The sequence below is a fragment of the Streptomyces pinistramenti genome (assembly GCF_020564935.1).
Classification (GTDB): Bacteria; Actinomycetota; Actinomycetes; order Streptomycetales; family Streptomycetaceae; genus Streptomyces; species Streptomyces pinistramenti.
Genome location: NZ_JAJCXB010000042.1, coordinates 47,444 through 67,076, shown reverse-complemented (window position 1 = coordinate 67,076; position 19,633 = coordinate 47,444). Strand labels below are relative to the sequence as shown.

12 protein-coding genes, 1 tRNA gene and 1 rRNA gene are annotated in these 19,633 nt (G+C 70.0%); 12 read left to right on the top strand and 2 right to left on the bottom strand.

Features of this window, described 5'->3' with window-relative positions; translation table 11 throughout:
* Window positions 1-6 precede the first annotated feature (6 nt).
* From rrf to LIU39_RS24910, 3 genes are all read left to right on the top strand, one after another.
* A 5S ribosomal RNA gene (rrf, locus tag LIU39_RS24920) occupies window positions 7-123 on the top strand.
* Window positions 124-238: 115 nt separating this feature from the next.
* Complete coding sequence (locus tag LIU39_RS24915; protein WP_227049108.1) at window positions 239-916, top strand: DegT/DnrJ/EryC1/StrS family aminotransferase; 678 nt, start codon at window positions 239-241, stop codon at window positions 914-916.
* 71 nt (window positions 917-987) lie between these two features.
* Window positions 988-1,060 (top strand) — tRNA-Thr (locus LIU39_RS24910).
* 57 nt (window positions 1,061-1,117) lie between these two features.
* Here LIU39_RS24910 and LIU39_RS24905 read toward each other — a convergent pair.
* Together LIU39_RS24905 and LIU39_RS24900 are read right to left on the bottom strand one after the other, a co-directional pair.
* Window positions 1,118-2,155: a YncE family protein gene (locus tag LIU39_RS24905; protein WP_227049107.1), complete on the bottom strand. Its 1,038-nt coding sequence runs from the start codon at window positions 2,153-2,155 to the stop codon at window positions 1,118-1,120.
* Window positions 2,156-2,303: 148 nt separating this feature from the next.
* A complete protein-coding gene (locus tag LIU39_RS24900) occupies window positions 2,304-4,913 on the bottom strand; it encodes a SpoIIE family protein phosphatase (RefSeq protein ID WP_227049106.1) in 2,610 nt (869 codons plus the stop codon).
* Between the two features lie 421 nt (window positions 4,914-5,334).
* Between LIU39_RS24900 and LIU39_RS24895 the strand changes: the two genes are divergently transcribed.
* The 9 genes from LIU39_RS24895 to LIU39_RS24855 all read left to right on the top strand — a co-directional run bounded on the left by LIU39_RS24895 (window position 5,335) and on the right by LIU39_RS24855 (window position 19,629).
* Window positions 5,335-10,857, top strand: a complete 5,523-nt coding sequence (locus tag LIU39_RS24895) for a HAMP domain-containing protein (RefSeq protein WP_227049105.1) — start codon at window positions 5,335-5,337, stop codon at window positions 10,855-10,857.
* A 285-nt stretch (window positions 10,858-11,142) separates the two neighbouring features.
* Window positions 11,143-11,802, top strand: coding sequence for a response regulator (locus tag LIU39_RS24890; RefSeq protein ID WP_227049104.1), 660 nt, complete (start codon window positions 11,143-11,145; stop codon window positions 11,800-11,802).
* Between the two features lie 115 nt (window positions 11,803-11,917).
* On the top strand, window positions 11,918-14,665 hold the full coding sequence (locus LIU39_RS24885; RefSeq protein WP_227049103.1) for a DNA translocase FtsK: 2,748 nt from the start codon (window positions 11,918-11,920) through the stop codon (window positions 14,663-14,665).
* 236 nt (window positions 14,666-14,901) lie between these two features.
* Window positions 14,902-15,708, top strand: a complete 807-nt coding sequence (locus LIU39_RS24880; protein WP_227049102.1) for a helix-turn-helix domain-containing protein — start codon at window positions 14,902-14,904, stop codon at window positions 15,706-15,708.
* A gap of 104 nt (window positions 15,709-15,812) precedes the next feature.
* Window positions 15,813-17,294: a 30S ribosomal protein S12 methylthiotransferase RimO gene (gene rimO, locus LIU39_RS24875; RefSeq protein WP_227049101.1), complete on the top strand. Its 1,482-nt coding sequence runs from the start codon at window positions 15,813-15,815 to the stop codon at window positions 17,292-17,294.
* A complete protein-coding gene (pgsA, locus tag LIU39_RS24870) occupies window positions 17,291-17,932 on the top strand; it encodes a CDP-diacylglycerol--glycerol-3-phosphate 3-phosphatidyltransferase (RefSeq protein ID WP_227049100.1) in 642 nt (213 codons plus the stop codon). Before rimO ends, pgsA begins: the two co-directional genes overlap by 4 nt.
* On the top strand, window positions 17,929-18,468 hold the full coding sequence (locus LIU39_RS24865; protein ID WP_227049099.1) for a CinA family protein: 540 nt from the start codon (window positions 17,929-17,931) through the stop codon (window positions 18,466-18,468). Before pgsA ends, LIU39_RS24865 begins: the two co-directional genes overlap by 4 nt.
* A gap of 94 nt (window positions 18,469-18,562) precedes the next feature.
* A complete protein-coding gene (locus LIU39_RS24860; protein ID WP_227049098.1) occupies window positions 18,563-18,946 on the top strand; it encodes a helix-turn-helix domain-containing protein in 384 nt (127 codons plus the stop codon).
* A 212-nt stretch (window positions 18,947-19,158) separates the two neighbouring features.
* The gene (locus LIU39_RS24855; protein WP_227049097.1) at window positions 19,159-19,629 is read left to right on the top strand and encodes a Dps family protein; all 471 of its coding nucleotides are present in this window, start codon (window positions 19,159-19,161) and stop codon (window positions 19,627-19,629) included.
* The last annotated feature ends 4 nt before the right edge of the window (window positions 19,630-19,633 follow it).

Genomic DNA, 19,633 nt, shown 5'->3' with positions numbered 1-19,633 from the left:
TAGTGTTTCGGTGGTCATTGCGTTAGGGAAACGCCCGGTTACATTTCGAACCCGGAAGCTAAGCCTTTCAGCGCCGATGGTACTGCAGAGGGGACTCTGTGGGAGAGTAGGACGCCGCCGAACAATTATTCAGCTCCGGTTCCTGAACCTTTTGGTTCAGGAACCGGAGCTTTTTTGTTCCCTCATTGAGGGCGTGTGTGTAACGCCTTGTTCACCTTGCGTCGCCAGGATCCGCGGCATGGGGACACTTGGAACGCTCAAGTCGGCCGGCGTCCGTGCCGGTGACGAGGTCGTGGTGCCGGCCTACGGGAACGCCGAAGTGGCCGAAGCGGTCGTGCGGATGGGGGCGCTGCCCGTGTTCGCCGATGTCGACGCGGGCAGTTACTGCCTCGACCCGGCCGCCGTGTCCGATGTCCTGACGGGCCGTACCGCGGCGATCGTGGCCGTACACCGCTTCGGGCGGCGGGCGGACGACGGATGGATCCGTGAAGTGGGCCAGCGGCACGGACTGTTGGTCATGGTGGAGGACGAACCCGGCGGGGCGGGCGACGGGTTGGAGCAGCGGCGGCTGCATGCGGCGTATCTGGACGCCAGGCTCAACGGGGTCCGTACGCCGGCGGCGGCCGCGGGGCACACGTACGAGCAGTATGTGGTGCGGGTACCGGGGAACGGCCGGCCGGACCGGGATGCGTTCGCACGGGCGTTGCGGGCCAAGGGGGTGGCCTGCCGCGTTCCTGTGCAGGTTCCGGTGTACCGGATACCTGGGCTGCGCCGGGAGGTGTTTCTGCCGGAGACCGAGCGGGCCGTCGACGAGACGCTGGCGTTGCCGGTGCACGCGGGAATGTCGCGGCGGGAGTTGCAGCGGATGGTGGGTGCGTGCAATGCGTTGGGCGGATTGTTGCAGCCGGCCTTTTAGGCACGGAGGCGGGCCGTCGGGCGCGATTCGGAGGTGCCGGGGGATTCATGTAAGATCTATTCCGCTGGCGCGCCCCAATAGCTCAGTCGGCAGAGCGTCTCCATGGTAAGGAGAAGGTCTACGGTTCGATTCCGTATTGGGGCTCAAGAGAGAAAGGCCCCCGCTGTTATGGCGGGGGCCTTTTCGTATGTCCGGGCCGGGTCAGGCCGTTGGTGCCGGGATATAGGCGAGGCCGTGGGCGCCTGAGACGTCCTGACGGTCGACTTCCAGTGTGGCGAGGACGGTGCGGCTGGGCAGATCGACGACCGTGACGGTGCTGGAGAGGTTGCCGGATACGTAGGCGGTGCTGCCGTCGGGGGAGGACGTGATGGTCAGGGGGAAGACGCCGACGGGGATGTCCGCGGCGGGCTCCAGGGTGTCGGGGGCGAAGACGGTGAGGACGCCGGGGAGTTGGCGGCCGAGCGGGCCGTCCGTGGTGGCGCCGGTGCGGATCTCGCCGGCCAGGACGGCGCCGGTGGCGGTGACGTGCACCGGCATGACCGGTCCCCGGGCCGGCAGGGTGCGGACGACGGTGGCGGTGCGGGTGTCGATGACGCGGATGCCCGGCTGGGCGTCCGCGTTGTCGACCTTGGGGGCGGCGGCGTAGACGTAGCGGCCGTCGCGGGAGACGGCCAGTCCTTCGCTGCCGGGGATCTCGATGCGGCCTGTGAACTCGCCGCGTTCCAGGTCGATGGTGGAGAGGAAGGGGGCTTCCTTGTTGGTGGTGTAGCCGCGGGTGCCGTCGGGGGTGAGGGCGAACCAGTGGGGGCCGGGGGCCATGGCCGGGATGCGGCCGACGCGGGTGCGGGTGGGGGTGTCGATGACGACGATGCCTCCCGGTTCGTTCTCGGTGGCCTCGACGGTGACGTAGAGACGGGCGCGGGCGCGGTCCAGGGCGAGGCCGTGCGGGGCGTGGTCGGGCGAGAGGTCGAGGGTGTCGACGACGGTGCGGGTGTCGGCGTCGATGACGGTGAGTTCGTGGGCGCGGCCCTGGTGGGCTCCGTAGAAGCCGGAGCGGTAGGTGCTGGCGCAGTACAGCAGGCGGTGGTCCGGGTCGAAGCACAGTTCGTGGGGCTGGGCCGGCATCGGCAGGACGTCGAGCCGCTCGTGGGTGGCGGCGTCGAAGAAGGTGACGGTGGGGCCGGTCTGGCTGACGACGGCCAGCTGGTCGCCCGTTGTGCGTCGTGCGGTGGAAGTCATGTGCCTCAGCCTGGGCGGCTGGGGGGAGTGTCGCCAGTGCAGCGGAGGCAGGGCGGGAGTGCGTCGGGCGCAGGTTTCCTGGCTGGTGGGGAGCGGTCGTGTCGGATGGTGACGCAGACCACAGGGGCGGGGTGCGGGCGCCGGCGTCCTACTGGGGGACGCGCATGGCGAGGATGGCCATGTCGTCGGATGCGGGTTCCGCGGCGAAGCGTTCGACGGCGCGCAGTACCCGGGTGGCGACCGCGCCCGCGGTCAGGCCCGTACACGTCGTCAGGACGTCGGAGAGGCCGTCGTCGCCCAGCATGCGGGTGCCTTCGCGGCGTTCGGTGACGCCGTCGGTGACGCACAGGAGGACGTCGCCGGGGTCGAGGGTGATGGTCTGTTCGTAGAGTTCGAGGTCGTCCATGACGCCGAGGAGGGGCTGGGGTTCGGCGGCCGGTTCGACCGTGCCGTCCTGGCGCAGGCGGAGCGGCAGGGGGTGGCCCGCGCAGACGACTTTGAGGAGGGCGCTGCCGTCCTCCTGGGGCCACAGTTCGCCGTAGAGGAGGGTGAGGAAGCGGCTGCGGGCGCCCTCGTCGAGGATCGCGGCGTTGAGACGTTCGAGGACGGCGGGGCCGCCGAAGCCCTCGCGGGCGAGGAGGCGCAGGGCGTGCCGGGCCAGGCCGGTGACGGCCGCGGCTTCCGGGCCGGTGCCGCAGACGTCGCCGATGGCGAAGCCGTAGGCGCCGTCGCGGATCGGGAAGAGGTCGTAGAAGTCGCCGCCGACTTCGTTGCCCTCGCCGGCCGCGCGGTAGATGACCTCGACCTCGACGCCGGGGACTTCGGGCAGTTCCGGGGGGAGCAGGCTGCGCTGGAGGGACTGGCTGATCGCCGTGCGCTCGGAGTAGAGGCGGGCGTTGTCCAGGGCGAGGGCGGCACGCCGGGAGAGGTCTTCGGCGAGTTCGAGGATTTCCTGGCGGAAGTGTTCCTCGGTGGGCTTGCCGAGGGTGAGCATGCCGATGACGCGGTTGCGGGCGACCAGGGGCAGGACGACGGTCTCGCCGCCGACGGCCGATGCGGTGGCGAGGGTGGCGCCGGGGCCGGTCGAGGGGCGGGCGGAGTTGCCGAGTCCCAGGCTGCGCAGGGTGGTGCGCAGGGCGGCGTCGTGTGCGGCGTCGGTGGGGGCGGTCCACACGCGGGCGCCCGGGGTGGGGACCGGCTCGGGCGGATCGACCTTTTTCAGCAGGGTCTTGAGGCCGTCGATGCGGTCCTCGTCCTCGTGCAGAACGTAGGAGAGCTCCGGTTCGGACGCCTGGTCGGCGACGGTGTAGACGGCGCACCAGGTGGCGAGGGTGGGGACCGTCATCTGGGCCATCAGGGCCAGGGTCTGGTCGCGGTCGAGGGTGCCGGCCAGGAGGTCGGACGCCTCGACGAGGAAGGAGAGGGAGCCGCGGCGCAGCCGTTCCAGCTCGGTCAGGCGGGCGCGTTCGACGGCGAGTGCGATGCGGTCGGCGGCGAACTGGAGGCGCAGGGCCTCTTCGTTGGTGTAGCGGCCGGCGCCTTCCGCGGCGACGCCGAGCGATCCGGTGAGCCGGCCCTCGACCTTGAGCGGGACGGTGACGACCGAGCGCATGCCGGTGCCGGAGAGGAGGGGGACGGCGCCGGGGACCGCGGCGAGGTCTTCGTGGACGGACGGCATCCGGGCGGAGCCGTAGCGTCCGGATCCGGTCTCCACGGGGACGCGGGCGAACCGCTGGCGGGCGGAGGGCAGGCCGGTGGAGGCGCGGACCTCCAGTTCGGTCTCGTCGTCGGTGGCGAGCAGGAGGTAGGCGGCGTCGCCGTCGAGCATGTCGCGGGCGCGTTCGACGGTGCGCTGGAGGAGGCCGTCCAGGTCGTCGGGGGCCGGCGAGCCGATGAAGACCTCGAACGGGTCGGACGGGCGGCCTTCGGGATGGGAGGCGGCGTCCGGTGCCGGGGTGCGCTGGGGGCTCTGGAGGATGGCGCGTTCGTGGTCGCGGACCAGGAGGCAGACGGTGGACGCCTCCCCGTCGGCGTCGCGGACGCGGAGGTGGGAGGCGTAGACGGGAAGTACGCGGCCGTCGGCGCCTCTTATGCCGTAGGACCCTTCCCAGCGGGAGAGCCGGAGGGCTTCGGCGATGCCGGTGCCGGTGCCCGGGGTGTGCGGCCAGGCGGCGAATTCGGTGAGGGGCTTGCCGATGACCTGCTCGGCCTCGAACTGGAAGAGGCCCTGGGCGTCGTCGTTCCAGAAGCTGATGCAGCCGCCGCGGTCGACCTGGATGACGGCGACGCGTACCCGGGTGTCGGCGACGGGGAGCGCGTCGATGGGGAGTGCGGGTCCTGCGGAGCGGGTGCCGGCCGGGCGGTCGGGCAGGTCGAGCTGGAACCATACGTGCTTCTGGGCCGCGGTGTACTCGACGCCCCAGCGGGTGGCGAGGGCGCCGCACAGGAGCAGGCCGCGGCCGCCCTCGCGGTCGGGGTGGACGAGGGTCTGGCCGGCGTTCTGGAGCGGAATCTCCCGCTCCGGGTAGCGGTCGGCGACGGAGATGCGGACCCCGCCGTCCTGGCGCAGGCACAGCACGTCCGCCGCGGTGCCCGCGTGCACCACGGCGTTGGTGACCAGTTCGCTGGTGAGGACGACCGCGTCGTCGACGATGTCGCCGTAGCCCCAGCCCTGGAGGGTGTCGCGGACGAAGGCGCGGGCGGTGGCGACGGAGCGCCCCACCGGTTCGAACGTGGCAGCGGCCCGCGCGGTGATCACAGCACTCCCCATTGGTTTTTCGTCGCTCCCCAGGGTCCTGTGCCCGTTTCTCGTGGCATCGATGCGAATGCCAGGCTAGTCGGTCGGTCCGAGCGGTGGGAACGAAGGAGTGCCGTCCGGCATCAGGCGGACCGGGGTGGCGAGGTGGGCGCCGCCGGGGAATGCGCAGGGTCGCCGGGGCGTGGCCGGCCGTTGCTACGTCCCGTGGGGGGACGCTGCCGAACTGTGTTGACTCCGCCCCTTATCGGGGACGCGCGGCGCCGTGAAGAGTGACGGTGTGCGAGCCGTGCCCGGCCGCGACGAATGCCCCGCGGTGTGGTTACGTTTCGACTCTTTGCCGCACCGGTGGGCCAGAGTGAAACACTGGGCAGGCATCAGGAGAAAACCCGGGTAGAACGGTCGACCCTGCGGGAGGGACACGGTGGAGTCTGGCGCAGCCGCGCGGGGCACAAGCACGCGCGCAAAAGGCGGACGATCCCGGAACAACGGGACGACCGAGGTGGATACAGCTGCCCTGAACCGATTGCTGGTCGCTCTCGTCGCCATGAGGGACGGCAACTTCCGCAAGCGGTTGACGGTCTCCGGCGAAGGCGTCATGTCGGAAATCGCGGCGGTTTTCAATGAGGTGGCGGACCGAAATCTGCACCTGACGGGCGAGCTGGCGCGGGTGCGCAGGGTCGTCGGGCGTGAGGGAAAGCTCACGGAGCGGCTGGAGGTCGCGGCCTGCGAGGGGTCCTGGGCGGCGGCGATCGATGCCTCGAACGCCCTGGTGGACGACCTGGTGCGGCCGGTCTCCGAGGTGGGGCGGGTGCTGTCGGCGGTCTCCGAGGGCGACCTGGAGCAGCGGATGGATCTGCGTTCGCGCAGTTCGGACAGTTCGTCCGAGCATCCGCTGCGGGGCGAGTTCCTGAAGGTCGGGCGCACGGTCAACGGCCTGGTCGATCAACTCTCGGCGTTCACCGACGAGGTCACGCGGGTGGCCAGTGAGGTCGGTACGGAGGGCAAGCTCGGCGGTCAGGCGCGGGTGCGCGGAATGTCGGGTTCGTGGAAGGACCTCACGGAATCCGTCAACACCATGGCCTCGCGGCTGACGGCGCAGGTGCGTGACATTGCTCTCGTCACCACTGCGGTGGCGAAGGGTGACCTGTCCCGGAAGGTCACGGTGCACGTCGCCGGCGAGATGCTGGAGCTGAAGAACACCGTCAACACGATGGTGGACCAGCTCTCGTCGTTCGCCTCCGAGGTGACGCGCGTCGCCCGTGAGGTCGGTACGGAAGGCGAGCTGGGCGGTCAGGCGCAGGTGCCCGGTGTCGCCGGGGTGTGGAAGGACCTGACGGATTCGGTCAACCTCATGGCCGGAAACCTCACCGCGCAGGTCCGCGGCATCGCGCAGGTCACGACTGCGGTCGCGAACGGCGATCTGTCGCAGAAGGTCACGGTCAGCGCGCGCGGCGAGGTCGCGCAGCTCGCCGACACCATCAACACCATGACCGAGACGCTGCGCACCTTCGCGGACGAAGTGACGCGGGTGGCGAACGAGGTCGGCGCCGAGGGACAGCTCGGCGGGCAGGCGCAGGTACCCGGCGCGGCCGGCACCTGGAAGGACCTGACGGATTCCGTCAACACGGCCTTCCGCAACCTCACGGCGCAGGTGCGGGACATCGCGCAGGTGACGACGGCGGTCGCCAACGGTGACCTCTCGCAGACCGTCACGGTCGATGTCGCCGGGGAAATGCTGGAGTTGAAGAACACCGTCAATACGATGGTGGGCCAGCTGTCCTCGTTCGGCGCCGAGGTGACGCGCGTCGCGCGGGAGATCGGCGTCGAGGGCGAGCTGGGCGGCCAGGCGGCGGTGCCGGGCGCGGCGGGTACGTGGAAGGACCTCACGGACTCGGTGAACACCGCGTTCCGCAACCTCACCGGGCAGGTGCGCAACATCGCGCAGGTGACCACGGCGGTCGCCAACGGTGACCTGTCGCAGAAGGTCACCGTCGACGTCTCCGGCGAGATGCTCCAGCTCAAGAACACCGTGAACACGATGGTGGATCAGCTGTCCTCGTTCGCCGACCAGGTCACGCGGATGGCCAGGGACGTGGGCACGGAGGGCCGCCTCGGCGGCCAGGCCCGGGTGGACGGCGTCAGCGGCACCTGGAAGGAACTGACCGACTCCGTCAACTTCATGGCGGGGAACCTGACTTCGCAGGTGCGGCAGATCGCGCAGGTGACCACGGCGGTCGCGCGCGGCGACCTCTCCCAGAAGATCGACGTGGATGCGCGCGGCGAGATCCTGGAGCTGAAGAACACCATCAACACGATGGTCGACCAGCTCTCCGCGTTCGCCGAGCAGGTCACCCGGGTCGCCCGGGAGGTCGGTACGGACGGCAGGCTGGGCGGCCAGGCGCAGGTGCCCGGCGTCGCCGGCGTCTGGCGCGATCTGACCGATTCCGTGAACGGCATGGCGGGCAACCTGACGGCCCAGGTCCGCAACATCGCGCAGGTCGCCACGGCGGTCGCGCGCGGTGACCTGTCGCAGAAGATCGACGTGGACGCCCGGGGCGAGATCCTGGAGCTGAAGAACACCCTGAACACGATGGTGGATCAGCTGTCCTCCTTCGCGGAGCAGGTCACGCGGGTCGCCCGTGAGGTGGGCACCGAGGGCATCCTGGGCGGCCAGGCCGAGGTGCAGGGCGTCAGCGGGACGTGGAAAGACCTCACCCAGTCCGTCAACTTCATGGCGAACAACCTGACGTCGCAGGTGCGCAACATCGCCGAGGTGACGACGGCGGTGGCCCGCGGCGATCTGTCGAAGAAGATCACTGTCGATGCCAAGGGCGAGATCCTCGAACTGGTCACGACCGTCAACACGATGGTCGACCAGCTGTCGTCGTTCGCCGAGCAGGTGACCCGGGTGGCCCGCGAGGTGGGTACCGAGGGCCAGTTGGGCGGTCAGGCGCGGGTGCCGGGTGCCACCGGTATCTGGCTGGACCTCAGCGACAACGTGAACCTGATGGCCAACAACCTGACCATCCAGGTGCGCAACATCTCGCAGGTCTCGGCGGCGGTCGCCAACGGTGACCTGACGAAGAAGGTCACGGTCGAGGCGCGCGGCGAGGTCGCGCAGCTCGCCGACACCGTCAACACCATGGTCACGACGCTGTCGTCGTTCGCCGACGAGGTGACCCGGGTGGCCCGTGAGGTGGGCACCGACGGCATCCTGGGCGGCCAGGCCCGCGTCCCCGGCGTCGCCGGTACGTGGAAGGACCTCACCGAGTCCGTGAACTCGATGGCCAACAACCTCACGGGCCAGGTCCGCAACATCGCGATGGTCACCACCGCGGTGGCCAAGGGCGATCTGACCAAGAAGATCGACGTCGATGCGCGGGGCGAGATCCTCGCGCTGAAGACCACCATCAACACCATGGTCGACCAGCTGTCGTCCTTCGCCGAGCAGGTCACCAGGGTGGCGCGCGAGGTGGGCACGGAAGGCCAGTTGGGCGGTCAGGCGCAGGTGCGCGGCGTGGCCGGCACCTGGAAGGACCTGACCGAGTCGGTGAACGAGATGGCGGGCAATCTCACCCGCCAGGTGCGGGCCATCGCCGCGGTCGCCGCGGCCGTGACCCTCGGCGACCACAACGTCCGTATCGACGTGGACGCGGCCGGCGAGATCCTGGAGCTCCAGGACAACGTCAACACCATGATCTCCACACTCCGCGAGACCACCCTCGCCAACGAGGAACAGGACTGGCTGAAGGGCAACTTGGCCCGGATCTCCGGCCTGATGCAGGGCAGGCGCGACCTCAAGGACGTCGCCACCCTCATCATGAGCGAGCTGTCGCCCGCGGTCTCCGCGCAGCACGGCGCGTTCTTCCTCGCCGCGCAGCCCGACAGCCAGGAGATCGGTGCGGACGGCGGCGAGGCCGGCGCGTACGAGCTGCGGCTGATGGGCTCCTACGGCTACGCGATGGGCGGGATGCCGACGACGTTCCGGCCCGGCGAGACGCTGATCGGGACGGCGGCAGAGGAGGGCCGCACGATCCTGGTGGAGAACGTGCCGTCCGGCTACCTGAAGATCGCCTCCGGGCTCGGTGAGGCGCCGCCGGCCAACGTCATCGTGCTGCCGGTGCTCTTCGAGGACAAGGTGCTCGGCGTGATCGAGCTGGCGTCCTTCCAGCCGTTCACCCAGATCCAGAAGGACTTCCTCAGCCAGATCGCCGAGATGATCGCGACGAGCGTCAACACCATCTCGGTCAACACCAAGACCGAGGTGCTGCTCAAGCAGTCGCAGGAGCTGACCGAGCAGCTAAAGGAGCGCTCCGGCGAGCTGGAGAGCCGGCAGAAGGCGCTGGAGCTGTCCAACTCCGAACTGGAGGAGAAGGCCGAGCAGCTGCGGGCGCAGAACCGTGACATCGAAGTGAAGAACACCGAGATCGAGGAGGCGCGGCAGGTCCTGGAGGAGCGCGCCGAGCAGCTCGCGGTCTCGATGCGCTACAAGTCGGAGTTCCTGGCGAACATGTCGCACGAGCTGCGCACGCCGCTCAACTCCCTGCTGATCCTGGCCAAGTTGCTGGCCGACAATGCCGAGGGGAACCTCTCGCCGAAGCAGGTGGAGTTCGCCGAGACCATCCACGGCGCGGGCTCGGACCTGCTCCAGCTGATCAACGACATCCTCGACCTGTCGAAGGTCGAGGCGGGCAAGATGGATGTCAGCCCGACGCGGATCGCGCTGGTCCAGCTCGTCGACTACGTCGAGGCGACGTTCCGGCCGCTGACCGCCGAGAAGGGCCTGGAATTCGCTGTACGGGTCTCCCCGGACCTGCCGTCCACCCTGCACACCGACGAACAGCGGCTGCTGCAGGTGCTGCGCAACCTCCTGTCGAATGCGGTGAAGTTCACCGACAGTGGCAATGTGGAGCTGGTCATCCGGCCGGCCGGCGCGGACGTCCCGGTGCCGATCCGGGAACAGCTCCTGGAACACGGGTCGTTGCGCGATCCGGAGGCCGACATGATCGCCTTCTCGGTGACCGACACCGGTATCGGCATCGCGTCCACCAAGATGCGGGTCATCTTCGAGGCGTTCAAGCAGGCGGACGGCACGACCAGCCGCAAGTACGGCGGCACCGGCCTGGGGCTGTCCATCAGCCGGGAGATCGCCCGGCTGCTGGGCGGCGAGATCCACGCGGCCAGCGAGCCGGGCCGCGGCTCGACGTTCACGCTGTACCTGCCGCAGAATCCGGGCGGGCTGCCGCCGCAGGGCTACCCGGCGCTGGTGGCCGGCGGCTTCGCGATGGACGCCGAGGCGCGCGAGACCGAGGTCGGCAGGCAGGCCGCCGAGGATGCCGCGCGGGAGGCCGAGGAGCAGGCGTCGGCCACGGCGCTCAACCGCCGTCGCCGGCGCGGGATTTCGGGCTCGGCCCGGCGTGCCGCACTGCCCGCCGCGGCGCCGTCCACCCCGCAGCGGCAGGCCGCTCCTGAGCCGCCGTCGCAGCCGGCCACTCCCCGGCCCGCCGCGGAGCCCTGGCTCGGCAACGGCCAGGACCTGGTGGAGGACCCGGCCTTCGCGGGCGGCTTCCACGGCGAGAAGGTGCTGATCGTCGACGACGACATCCGCAACGTCTTCGCGCTCACCAGCGTCCTGGAGCAGCACGGACTGTCGGTGCTGTACGCGGAGAACGGCCGCGAGGGCATCGAGGTGCTGGAGCAGCACGACGACGTGGTGCTGGTGCTGATGGACATCATGATGCCGGAGATGGACGGCTACGCGACCACCGCGGCGATCCGGCGGATGCCGCAGTTCGCCGGGCTGCCGATCATCGCGCTCACCGCGAAGGCGATGAAGGGCGACCGGGAGAAGAGCATCGACTCCGGCGCATCGGACTACGTCACCAAGCCGGTGGACACCGATCATCTGTTGTCGGTCATGGAGCAATGGATGCGCGCGGAGTGACGGAGCGTCCAGTATGGAGTCGAAAGAGGATCACCGCGTGCTGACGCAGTGTGGCCGTGGACGTGAGGAAACGCGGATGTCCGGGAACCTTCCGGTCTCGTCCCGCGTTTCCGCTACGTACGCAGTGACATCGCGGTGACAGGGTGTGGCGACGAGCGGGGTGCAGCTACCATGACCGGCACAAGGACGGGCGGCATGACGGAGTCGTCCCCTGGGGCGGCGTCCGGTTCTTCCCCAAGTCCTTCGGACAGGGGAGGCCCCATGCCGGGGCGAGGAGGTCGGGCCATGGTGCAGAAGGCCAAGATCCTCCTGGTCGATGACCGGCCGGAGAATCTGCTGGCGCTGGAGGCGATCCTCTCTGCGCTCGATCAGACACTGGTACGGGCATCGTCCGGGGAGGAAGCGCTCAAGGCGTTGCTCACGGATGATTTCGCGGTGATCCTGCTCGACGTGCAGATGCCGGGGATGGACGGATTCGAGACCGCGGCGCACATCAAGCGCCGCGAGCGGACCCGTGACATCCCGATCATCTTCCTCACGGCGATCAACCACGGCCCGCACCACACCTTCCGCGGCTACGCGGCCGGCGCGGTCGACTACATCTCCAAGCCGTTCGACCCGTGGGTGCTGCGGGCGAAGGTCTCGGTCTTCGTCGAGCTGTACATGAAGAACTGCCAACTGCGGGAGCAGGCCGCGCTGCTGAGGCTCCAGCTGGAAGGCGGCAGGGCGGCCGCCGATGACGCCAAGGAGTCGGCGGGGCTGCTCGCCGAGTTGTCGGCGCGGCTGGCGGCCGTCGAGGAGCAGGCCGAGGCGCTGTCCAAGCAGTTGGACGAGTCGGCGGACGCCGCGGCGGTGGCCACCGCCGCGCATCTGGAGCGCAAACTGACCGGGCTGCGCAGGGCTCTGGACGCGCTGGAGCCGGGCGCCGGCGGCGTGGTCAGCTGACTGACGCCCTCTCATGCCGGGGGCACGCGGCGCGTCCTGACACGAGCGCACGACACGATCGGGTGAAGTGCTGTGCGCTCGTGTGATGCCAGGCGACGGCTGTAATCTCGTCACCATGGCCTCACGTACGACCGGCAAGGGAACCCAGAGCACGGCGGGCCCCTCGAAACAGCGCGCCGGATCGTCCGGGGGCGCAGCCAAGAAGGCCGCGGCGAAGAAGGCACCGGCCAGGAAGCCGCCGGCGAAGAAGCCCGTGGCTGCCAAGAAGGCACCGGCGCGCAAGGCGCCCGCGAAGAAGGCCCCGCCCAAGCCGGCGCCTTCTCCGACCGGTGGCGTCTACCGCCTCGCGCGAGCCTGCTGGCTGGGTCTCGCGCACGCCATAGGAGCGGTGTTCCGCGGCATGGGACGCGGCGCGAAGAACCTCGACCCGGCGCACCGCAAGGACGGTCTCGGGCTGCTGCTGCTCGGCCTGGCGCTGGTCGTCGCGGCCGGTACCTGGTCCAATCTCAGCGGCCCCGTCGGCGATCTCGTCGAACTCCTGGTCACCGGCGCCTTCGGCCGGCTCGACCTGGTCGTGCCGATACTGCTCGGCGGGATCGCCGTACGGCTGATCCGGCACCCCGAGCAGCCCGAGGCCAACGGCCGGATCGTCATCGGCCTGTCCGCGCTGGTCATCGGAGTCCTCGGGCAGGTCGCCATGGCCTGCGGATCGCCGGGCCGCGGCGACGGCATCGCGGCCCTCCAGGATGCGGGCGGCTATGTCGGCTGGGTGGCGTCCAAGCCCCTGATCTTCACCGTGGGGCAGACGCTGGCCGTGGCGCTGCTGGTGCTGTTGACGGTCTTCGGGCTGCTGGTGGTCACCGCGACCCCGGTCAACGCCATCCCGCAGCGGCTGCGGGCGCTCGGCGCCCGGCTCGGCGTGCTGGAGGAGGCGGATCCGGAGGACGCGGAGGAGTACGCCGAGGAGTGGCGCGAGCAGCCGGCGCGGCGGCCGCGCCGGGCCGCTGCGCCGGCGGCGGATCCGGACGCGATAGAGGAGGAGGCGCTGGCCAAGCGCCGCCGGCCGCGCAAGGAGTCCGGACAGCCCGCGGCGGACCGGACGATGGACGCGGTGGACGTGGCAGCGGCGGCCGCGGCGGCGCTGGACGGCGCCGTCCTGCACGGCGTCCAGCCCTCGCCGCTGGTCGCCGGGCTGAGCAGCAGCATCTCGGGGGAGCGGCGGGACCGCGGCGAGGACACCGGAGGGCAGAGCGGAGCGGTGCCGCAGGCCCGTGGCGCGCAGCCGGCGCCCGCGGAGGACACCCCGGCGGTGCCCGACTTCACCAAGGCCCCGCCGGAGCCGTCCGGCGATCTGCCGGCCCGCGCCGAACAGCTTCAGCTGGCCGGCGACATCACCTACTCGCTGCCGTCCCTGGATCTGCTCGCCCGCGGCGGCCCCGGCAAGACCCGCAGTGCCGCGAACGACGCGATAGTGGCCTCGCTGACGACGGTCTTCCAGGAGTTCAAGGTCGACGCTGCGGTCACCGGCTTCACCCGCGGCCCGACGGTCACCCGCTACGAGGTGGAGCTGGGCCCGGCCGTCAAGGTCGAGAAGATCACCGCGCTGGCCAAGAACATCGCCTACGCGGTGGCCAGCCCGGATGTCCGCATCATCAGCCCGATCCCCGGCAAGTCCGCCGTCGGCATCGAGATCCCGAACACCGACCGCGAGATGGTCAACCTCGGCGACGTGCTGCGGCTGGCCGACGCGGCGGGCGACGAGCACCCGATGCTGGTGGCGCTCGGCAAGGACGTCGAGGGCGGCTACGTCATGGCCAACCTGACGAAGATGCCGCACGTCCTGGTCGCCGGCGCCACCGGTTCCGGCAAGTCCTCCTGCATCAATTGCCTGATCACGTCCGTGATGGTCCGGGCCACCCCGGAGGACGTGCGGATGGTGCTGGTCGACCCCAAGCGCGTCGAGCTGACGGCCTACGAGGGCATCCCGCACCTGATCACGCCTATCATCACCAACCCCAAGCGGGCCGCCGAGGCGCTCCAGTGGGTGGTGCGCGAGATGGACCTGCGCTACGACGACCTGGCGGCGTACGGCTTCCGGCACATCGACGACTTCAACGAAGCGGTCCGCAACGGCAAGGTCAGCCCGCCCGAGGGCAGCGAGCGGGAACTGTCGCCCTACCCGTATCTGCTGGTGATCGTCGACGAGCTGGCGGACCTGATGATGGTGGCGCCGCGGGACGTCGAGGACGCGATCGTCCGGATCACGCAGCTCGCCCGCGCGGCCGGTATCCACCTGGTCCTGGCCACCCAGCGTCCGTCGGTCGACGTCGTCACGGGCCTGATCAAGGCGAACGTCCCGTCCCGGCTCGCGTTCGCCACCTCCTCGCTCGCGGACAGCCGGGTCATCCTCGACCAGCCGGGCGCCGAGAAGCTGATCGGCAAGGGCGACGGCCTCTTCCTGCCGATGGGCGCGAACAAGCCGGTCCGTATGCAGGGCGCCTTCGTGACCGAGGCCGAGGTCGCGGAGGTGGTCCAGCACTGCAAGGATCAGATGGCGCCGGTCTTCCGGGACGACGTCACGGTCGGCACGCAGCAGAAGAAGGAGATCGACGAGGACATCGGCGACGATCTCGACCTGCTGTGCCAGGCCGCGGAGCTGGTGGTCTCCACCCAGTTCGGGTCGACGTCGATGCTCCAGCGCAAGCTGCGGGTGGGCTTCGCCAAGGCCGGACGGCTGATGGACCTGATGGAATCGCGCAACATCGTCGGGCCGAGCGAGGGTTCCAAGGCCCGCGATGTCATGGTGAAGCCGGATGAATTGGACGGAGTGCTGGCCGTGATCCGGGGGGAGGCTTCCGGGTAGGGACAGGCTCTCGTTTCACCCGTGCGAGTCACTCGTACGGGAGGGAAGCAACCGTTTCTCCTGCCGATACGTCAAGTTGAGGGAGGTGAGGGAACGATGCTTCACCATGGGGCCCGAAGGCGTCGCCGGCGGGTCTATTGATGGTGTTAAACCCCGTCCGCCCGTTCGCCCGTCCCTTTCGGTCCACCCCTAGACTGAACGTCCAGCAGGTGGCTACACGCTCGAAAGGCGCCCCCGTGTCCATCGGCAACTCCCCATCAGACGACCGGCCTTCCGTCGGTCGAGCCATCCAGCAGGCCCGTATCGATGCGCGGCTGACCGTCGAAGAGGTCAGTTCGTCGACACGGGTGCGCATCCCCCTCGTGCACGCGATCGAGCAGGACGATTTCTCGCGTTGCGGCGGCGACGTCTACGCCCGGGGGCATATCCGTACGCTCGCCCGCGCCGTCAACCTCGATCCCGGGCCGCTGGTCGATCAGTTCGATGCCGAGCACGGCGGCAGGCCCGCGCCGACGCCGGCCGCGCCGCTCTTCGAGGCCGAGCGGATCCGTCCCGAGCGGCGCCGCCCCAACTGGACCGCCGCGATGGTCGCCGCGATCGTCGCGGTCATCGGCTTCGTCGGCTTCACGTTGTTCAGCGACGGGCAGAAGGGCGGCGGCATCCCGGTGGCCGGCGGTGACGCCAACGCCGAGAAGCCGGCGCCGAAGCCGGACCCCACCGCACCGGCCAAGCACACCACGGAGCCCGAGCCCTCCGACAGTGCCATCGCGGGGCTGCCCAAGGACAAGGTGACGATCAAGGTCACCGCCCGCGACGGCCAGAGCTGGATCTCGGCCAAGGACTCCAACGGCAAGCTCCTGGAGGACGGCCTCCTCAAGCAGGGCGATTCCAAGACCTTCACCGACAAGGAACGCATCGATCTGGTCCTCGGCAATGCCGGTGTCGTGCAGCTGTACGTCAACGGCAAGGAGGTCAAGCAGGTCGGCGACAAGGGCTCCGTCGAGCGGCTGAGCTACACGCCGGGAGACCCGCAGGCGGGCTGAGGCCGGGCGGCCGGCAGGTCCGCCGCCCGCCCGGGGCGCCCCGGTGACGGCGGTGGCGGACCTGCACGCCATGGGTGCGGCCGGGACGAAGTAGGCTGAGCCCCATGCCCGAACGCCGTACCGTCGCCCTTGTCACTCTTGGCTGCGCCCGTAACGAGGTGGACTCGGAGGAGCTCGCAGGCCGCCTGGCAGCGGACGGCTGGGACCTCGTCGAGGACGCCGCCGATGCCGATGTCGCCGTCGTCAACACCTGTGGATTCGTCGAGGCCGCCAAGAAGGACTCCGTCGATGCCCTGCTCGAAGCCAACGATCTGAAGGACCACGGCAAGACCCAGGCCGTGGTCGCCGTCGGCTGCATGGCCGAGCGCTACGGCAAGGAGCTGGCCACGGCCCTGCCCGAGGCCGACGGTGTGCTCGGCTTCGACGACTACAGCGACATCTCCGACCGCCTCCAGACCATCCTCAACGGCGGCATCCACGCCTCGCACACGCCGCGCGACCGGCGCAAGCTGCTGCCGATCAGCCCCGCCGAGCGGCAGGCCGCCGACGTGGCGCTGCCGGGGCACGCGCAGGACACCCCGCCGGAGGATCTGCCGGAGGGCCTGGCGCCCGCCTCCGGGCCGCGTGCGCCGCTGCGCCGCAGGCTGGGCAGCAACCCGGTGGCGTCCGTGAAGCTCGCGTCCGGCTGCGACCGGCGCTGCTCGTTCTGCGCCATCCCGTCCTTCCGCGGCTCCTTCATCTCCCGCCGGCCATCCGACGTGCTCGGTGAGACCCGCTGGCTGGCCGAGCAGGGCGTCAAGGAGATCATGCTGGTCTCCGAGAACAACACGTCCTACGGCAAGGACCTCGGCGACATCCGCCTGCTGGAGACCCTGCTGCCGGAGCTGGCCGCGGTGGACGGCATCGAGCGGATCCGGGTCAGCTATCTCCAGCCCGCCGAGATGCGGCCGGGGCTCATCGACGTGCTGACCGGCACCGACAAGGTGGCGCCCTACTTCGACCTGTCCTTCCAGCACTCGGCGCCCGGCGTGCTGCGCGCGATGCGGCGCTTCGGTGACACCGACCGCTTCCTGGAACTGCTGGAACAGATCCGCGCCAAGGCGCCCGAGGCGGGTGCCCGGTCCAACTTCATCGTCGGCTTCCCCGGCGAGAGCGAGGACGACCTCGCCGAGCTGGAACGCTTCATCAGCGAGGCCCGGCTGGATGCCATCGGCGTCTTCGGGTACTCCGACGAGGACGGTACGGAAGCGGCCTCGTATGCGGACAAGGTCGATCCCGATGTGGTTGCCGAGCGGCTCGCGCGGGTGTCCCGGCTGGCCGATGAGCTGACGGCGCAGCGTGCTGAGGAGCGGGTCGGCAGCACGGTCCGGGTGCTGGTCGACCGGATCGACGAGGAGGACGGAGTCGTCGGGCGGGCCGCGCACCAGGCGCCGGAGACCGACGGTGTCACTCTGCTGTCGACCAGCGGGGAACTGTCGCCCGGTCTTATGGTCGAAGCAAAGGTGATCGCGAGCGAGGGTGTGGACCTCGTGGCCGAGGTGTTGTCGGTCGAGGGTGTGGCGTGTTCCGAGGAGGCGGCCAGATGAGCGGAGTCCCGGCTTCCGCAACCGGCGGGCCGCGCTCGGCGTCGGCCGTCCGGCAGGCCGGGCTGTGGAACATCGCCAACGTCCTGACGATGCTGCGGCTGGTGCTGGTGCCGGCCTTCGTGCTGCTGCTGATGCACAACGACGGCAACGACCCGGCCTGGCGCGCGTTCGCCTGGGCCGCGTTCGCCGTCGCGATGATCACCGATGTCTTCGACGGGCATCTGGCGCGCGCGTACAACCTCGTCACCGACTTCGGGAAGATCGCCGACCCGATAGCCGACAAGGCGATCATGGGCGCGGCGCTGATCTGCCTTTCGGTCCTCGGTGACCTGCCGTGGTGGGTGACCGGCGTGATCCTCTTCCGCGAGCTGGGCATCACGCTCATGCGGTTCTGGGTGATCAAGCACGGCGTGATTCCGGCCAGTCGTGGCGGCAAAATCAAGACATTGGCGCAGGGCACCGCCGTCGGGATGTACGTCCTCGTGCTCTCCGGCCCGCTGGCCACCTTCCGCTGGTGGGTGATGGCGGTGGCCGTGCTGCTGACCGTCGTGACCGGCCTGGACTACGTGCGCCAGGCCGTTGTGCTGCGCAGGAACGGTCTGGCCAGGGAGCGCACGGCGCGGGACGCCGTACGGTGACCGGGCCGGCGGGTGGTGCGGCGGCCGGTGTGCTGGCGCTGCTCGCCGGGCGCGGGCAGACCCTGGCGGCGGCCGAGTCGCTGACGGGCGGGCTGGTCGCGGGCGAGCTGACCGCGGTCTCCGGGGCCTCGCAGGTCGTGCGGGGCTCGGTGACCGCGTACGCCACCGACGTCAAGCAGGCGGTCCTGGGAGTGGACGGCGCGCTGCTGGCCGCGCGGGGTGCGGTGGACGGCGAGGTCGCCCGGCAGATGGCGTGCGGTGTGCGGCGTGTGCTGGATGCCGACTGGGGTATCGCCACCACGGGAGTGGCCGGTCCCGCCCCGCAGGACGGGCAGCCCGTGGGAACCGTCCACGTCGCGGTGTGCGGCCCCGAGGGCACGGGGCGGGTGCGGAGCCTGGCGCTGGAGGGGGATCGCGAGCGGATCCGCCGGGACAGCGTCGCGGCCGTTCTCGACCTGCTGCTGAGCGAACTGACAGAAAATACAGGGGCACAGGATACGGAACAACACGGGGGGAATGGATGTTTGCAGCCCTGAGTGAACACGAACTCACGCCCGGCACGGCTGCGGTCCGAGGCGGTACGGTGGGGCGAGAAGGATCCGGATCCGAGGTCCGAGGAGGGAGCCAGCGATGATTCTGCTTCGTCGCCTGCTGGGTGACGTGCTGCGCCGACAGCGTCAGCGCCAAGGCCGAACCCTGCGCGAGGTCTCTTCCTCCGCCCGGGTGTCGCTCGGCTATTTGTCCGAGGTCGAGCGAGGGCAGAAAGAGGCGTCGTCCGAACTGCTCTCGTCGATCTGTGATGCGCTGGATGTGCGCATGTCCGAGCTGATGCGCGAGGTCAGCGATGAGCTGGCGCTCGCCGAACTGGCACAGTCCGCGGCAGCGACCGACCCGGTGCCCGCACCGGTGCGGCCCACGTTCAACTCCGTGTCCGTCACGTCCCTGACGGGCGTGCCGGAAGACCGCGTGACCATCAAGGCTCCGACGGACGTCGTGGACGTCGTCGCCGCCTGACGCAGAGCCTCCAGAGCACCGATGCCCCGCACGGCAGCAGCCGGGCGGGGCGTCGCGCTGTCCGGTGCCGGTGAGTGCGGGGCGGCTGCCCGAGTGGACGGCTCGACTGCTCGGAACGCACGCATCGTTTATACGATGGGCGAATCTGCACATTCCCGAACACTTCGGGCTGCTATCCGCTCCGGGTGTTCGTCCCGAACAGGAGTAGCTGGATGTCTGTGGTCAAGAGCACGCTGTCCGAGGCCGACCGCTCCGTCGTCGGAGAGGCCCTGCAGGGAGCCCTGGTCGACCTCGTGGACCTCTCCCTGGTCGCCAAGCAGGTGCACTGGAACGTCGTCGGCCCGCGGTTCCGTTCCATCCACCTGCAGCTCGACGATGTGGTCGCCACCGCGCGGGCGCACGCGGACACGGTCGCCGAGCGGTCGTCGGCGATCGGTGTGACGCCGGACGGCCGGGCCGTCACCGTCGCCAACACGACCGGCATCAAGGAGGTGCCCGACGGCTGGATCAAGGACGTTGACGCGGTCACGACGCTGGTGGCGGCCCTGAGTGCGGTCATCGGGCGGATGCGACAGCGGATCGAGGTGACCGATGCGCCCGACCCGGTCAGCCAGGACATCCTCATCGGCCTCACCCGTGACCTGGAGAAGCACCACTGGATGTTCCAGGCCGAATCCCACTGACGGC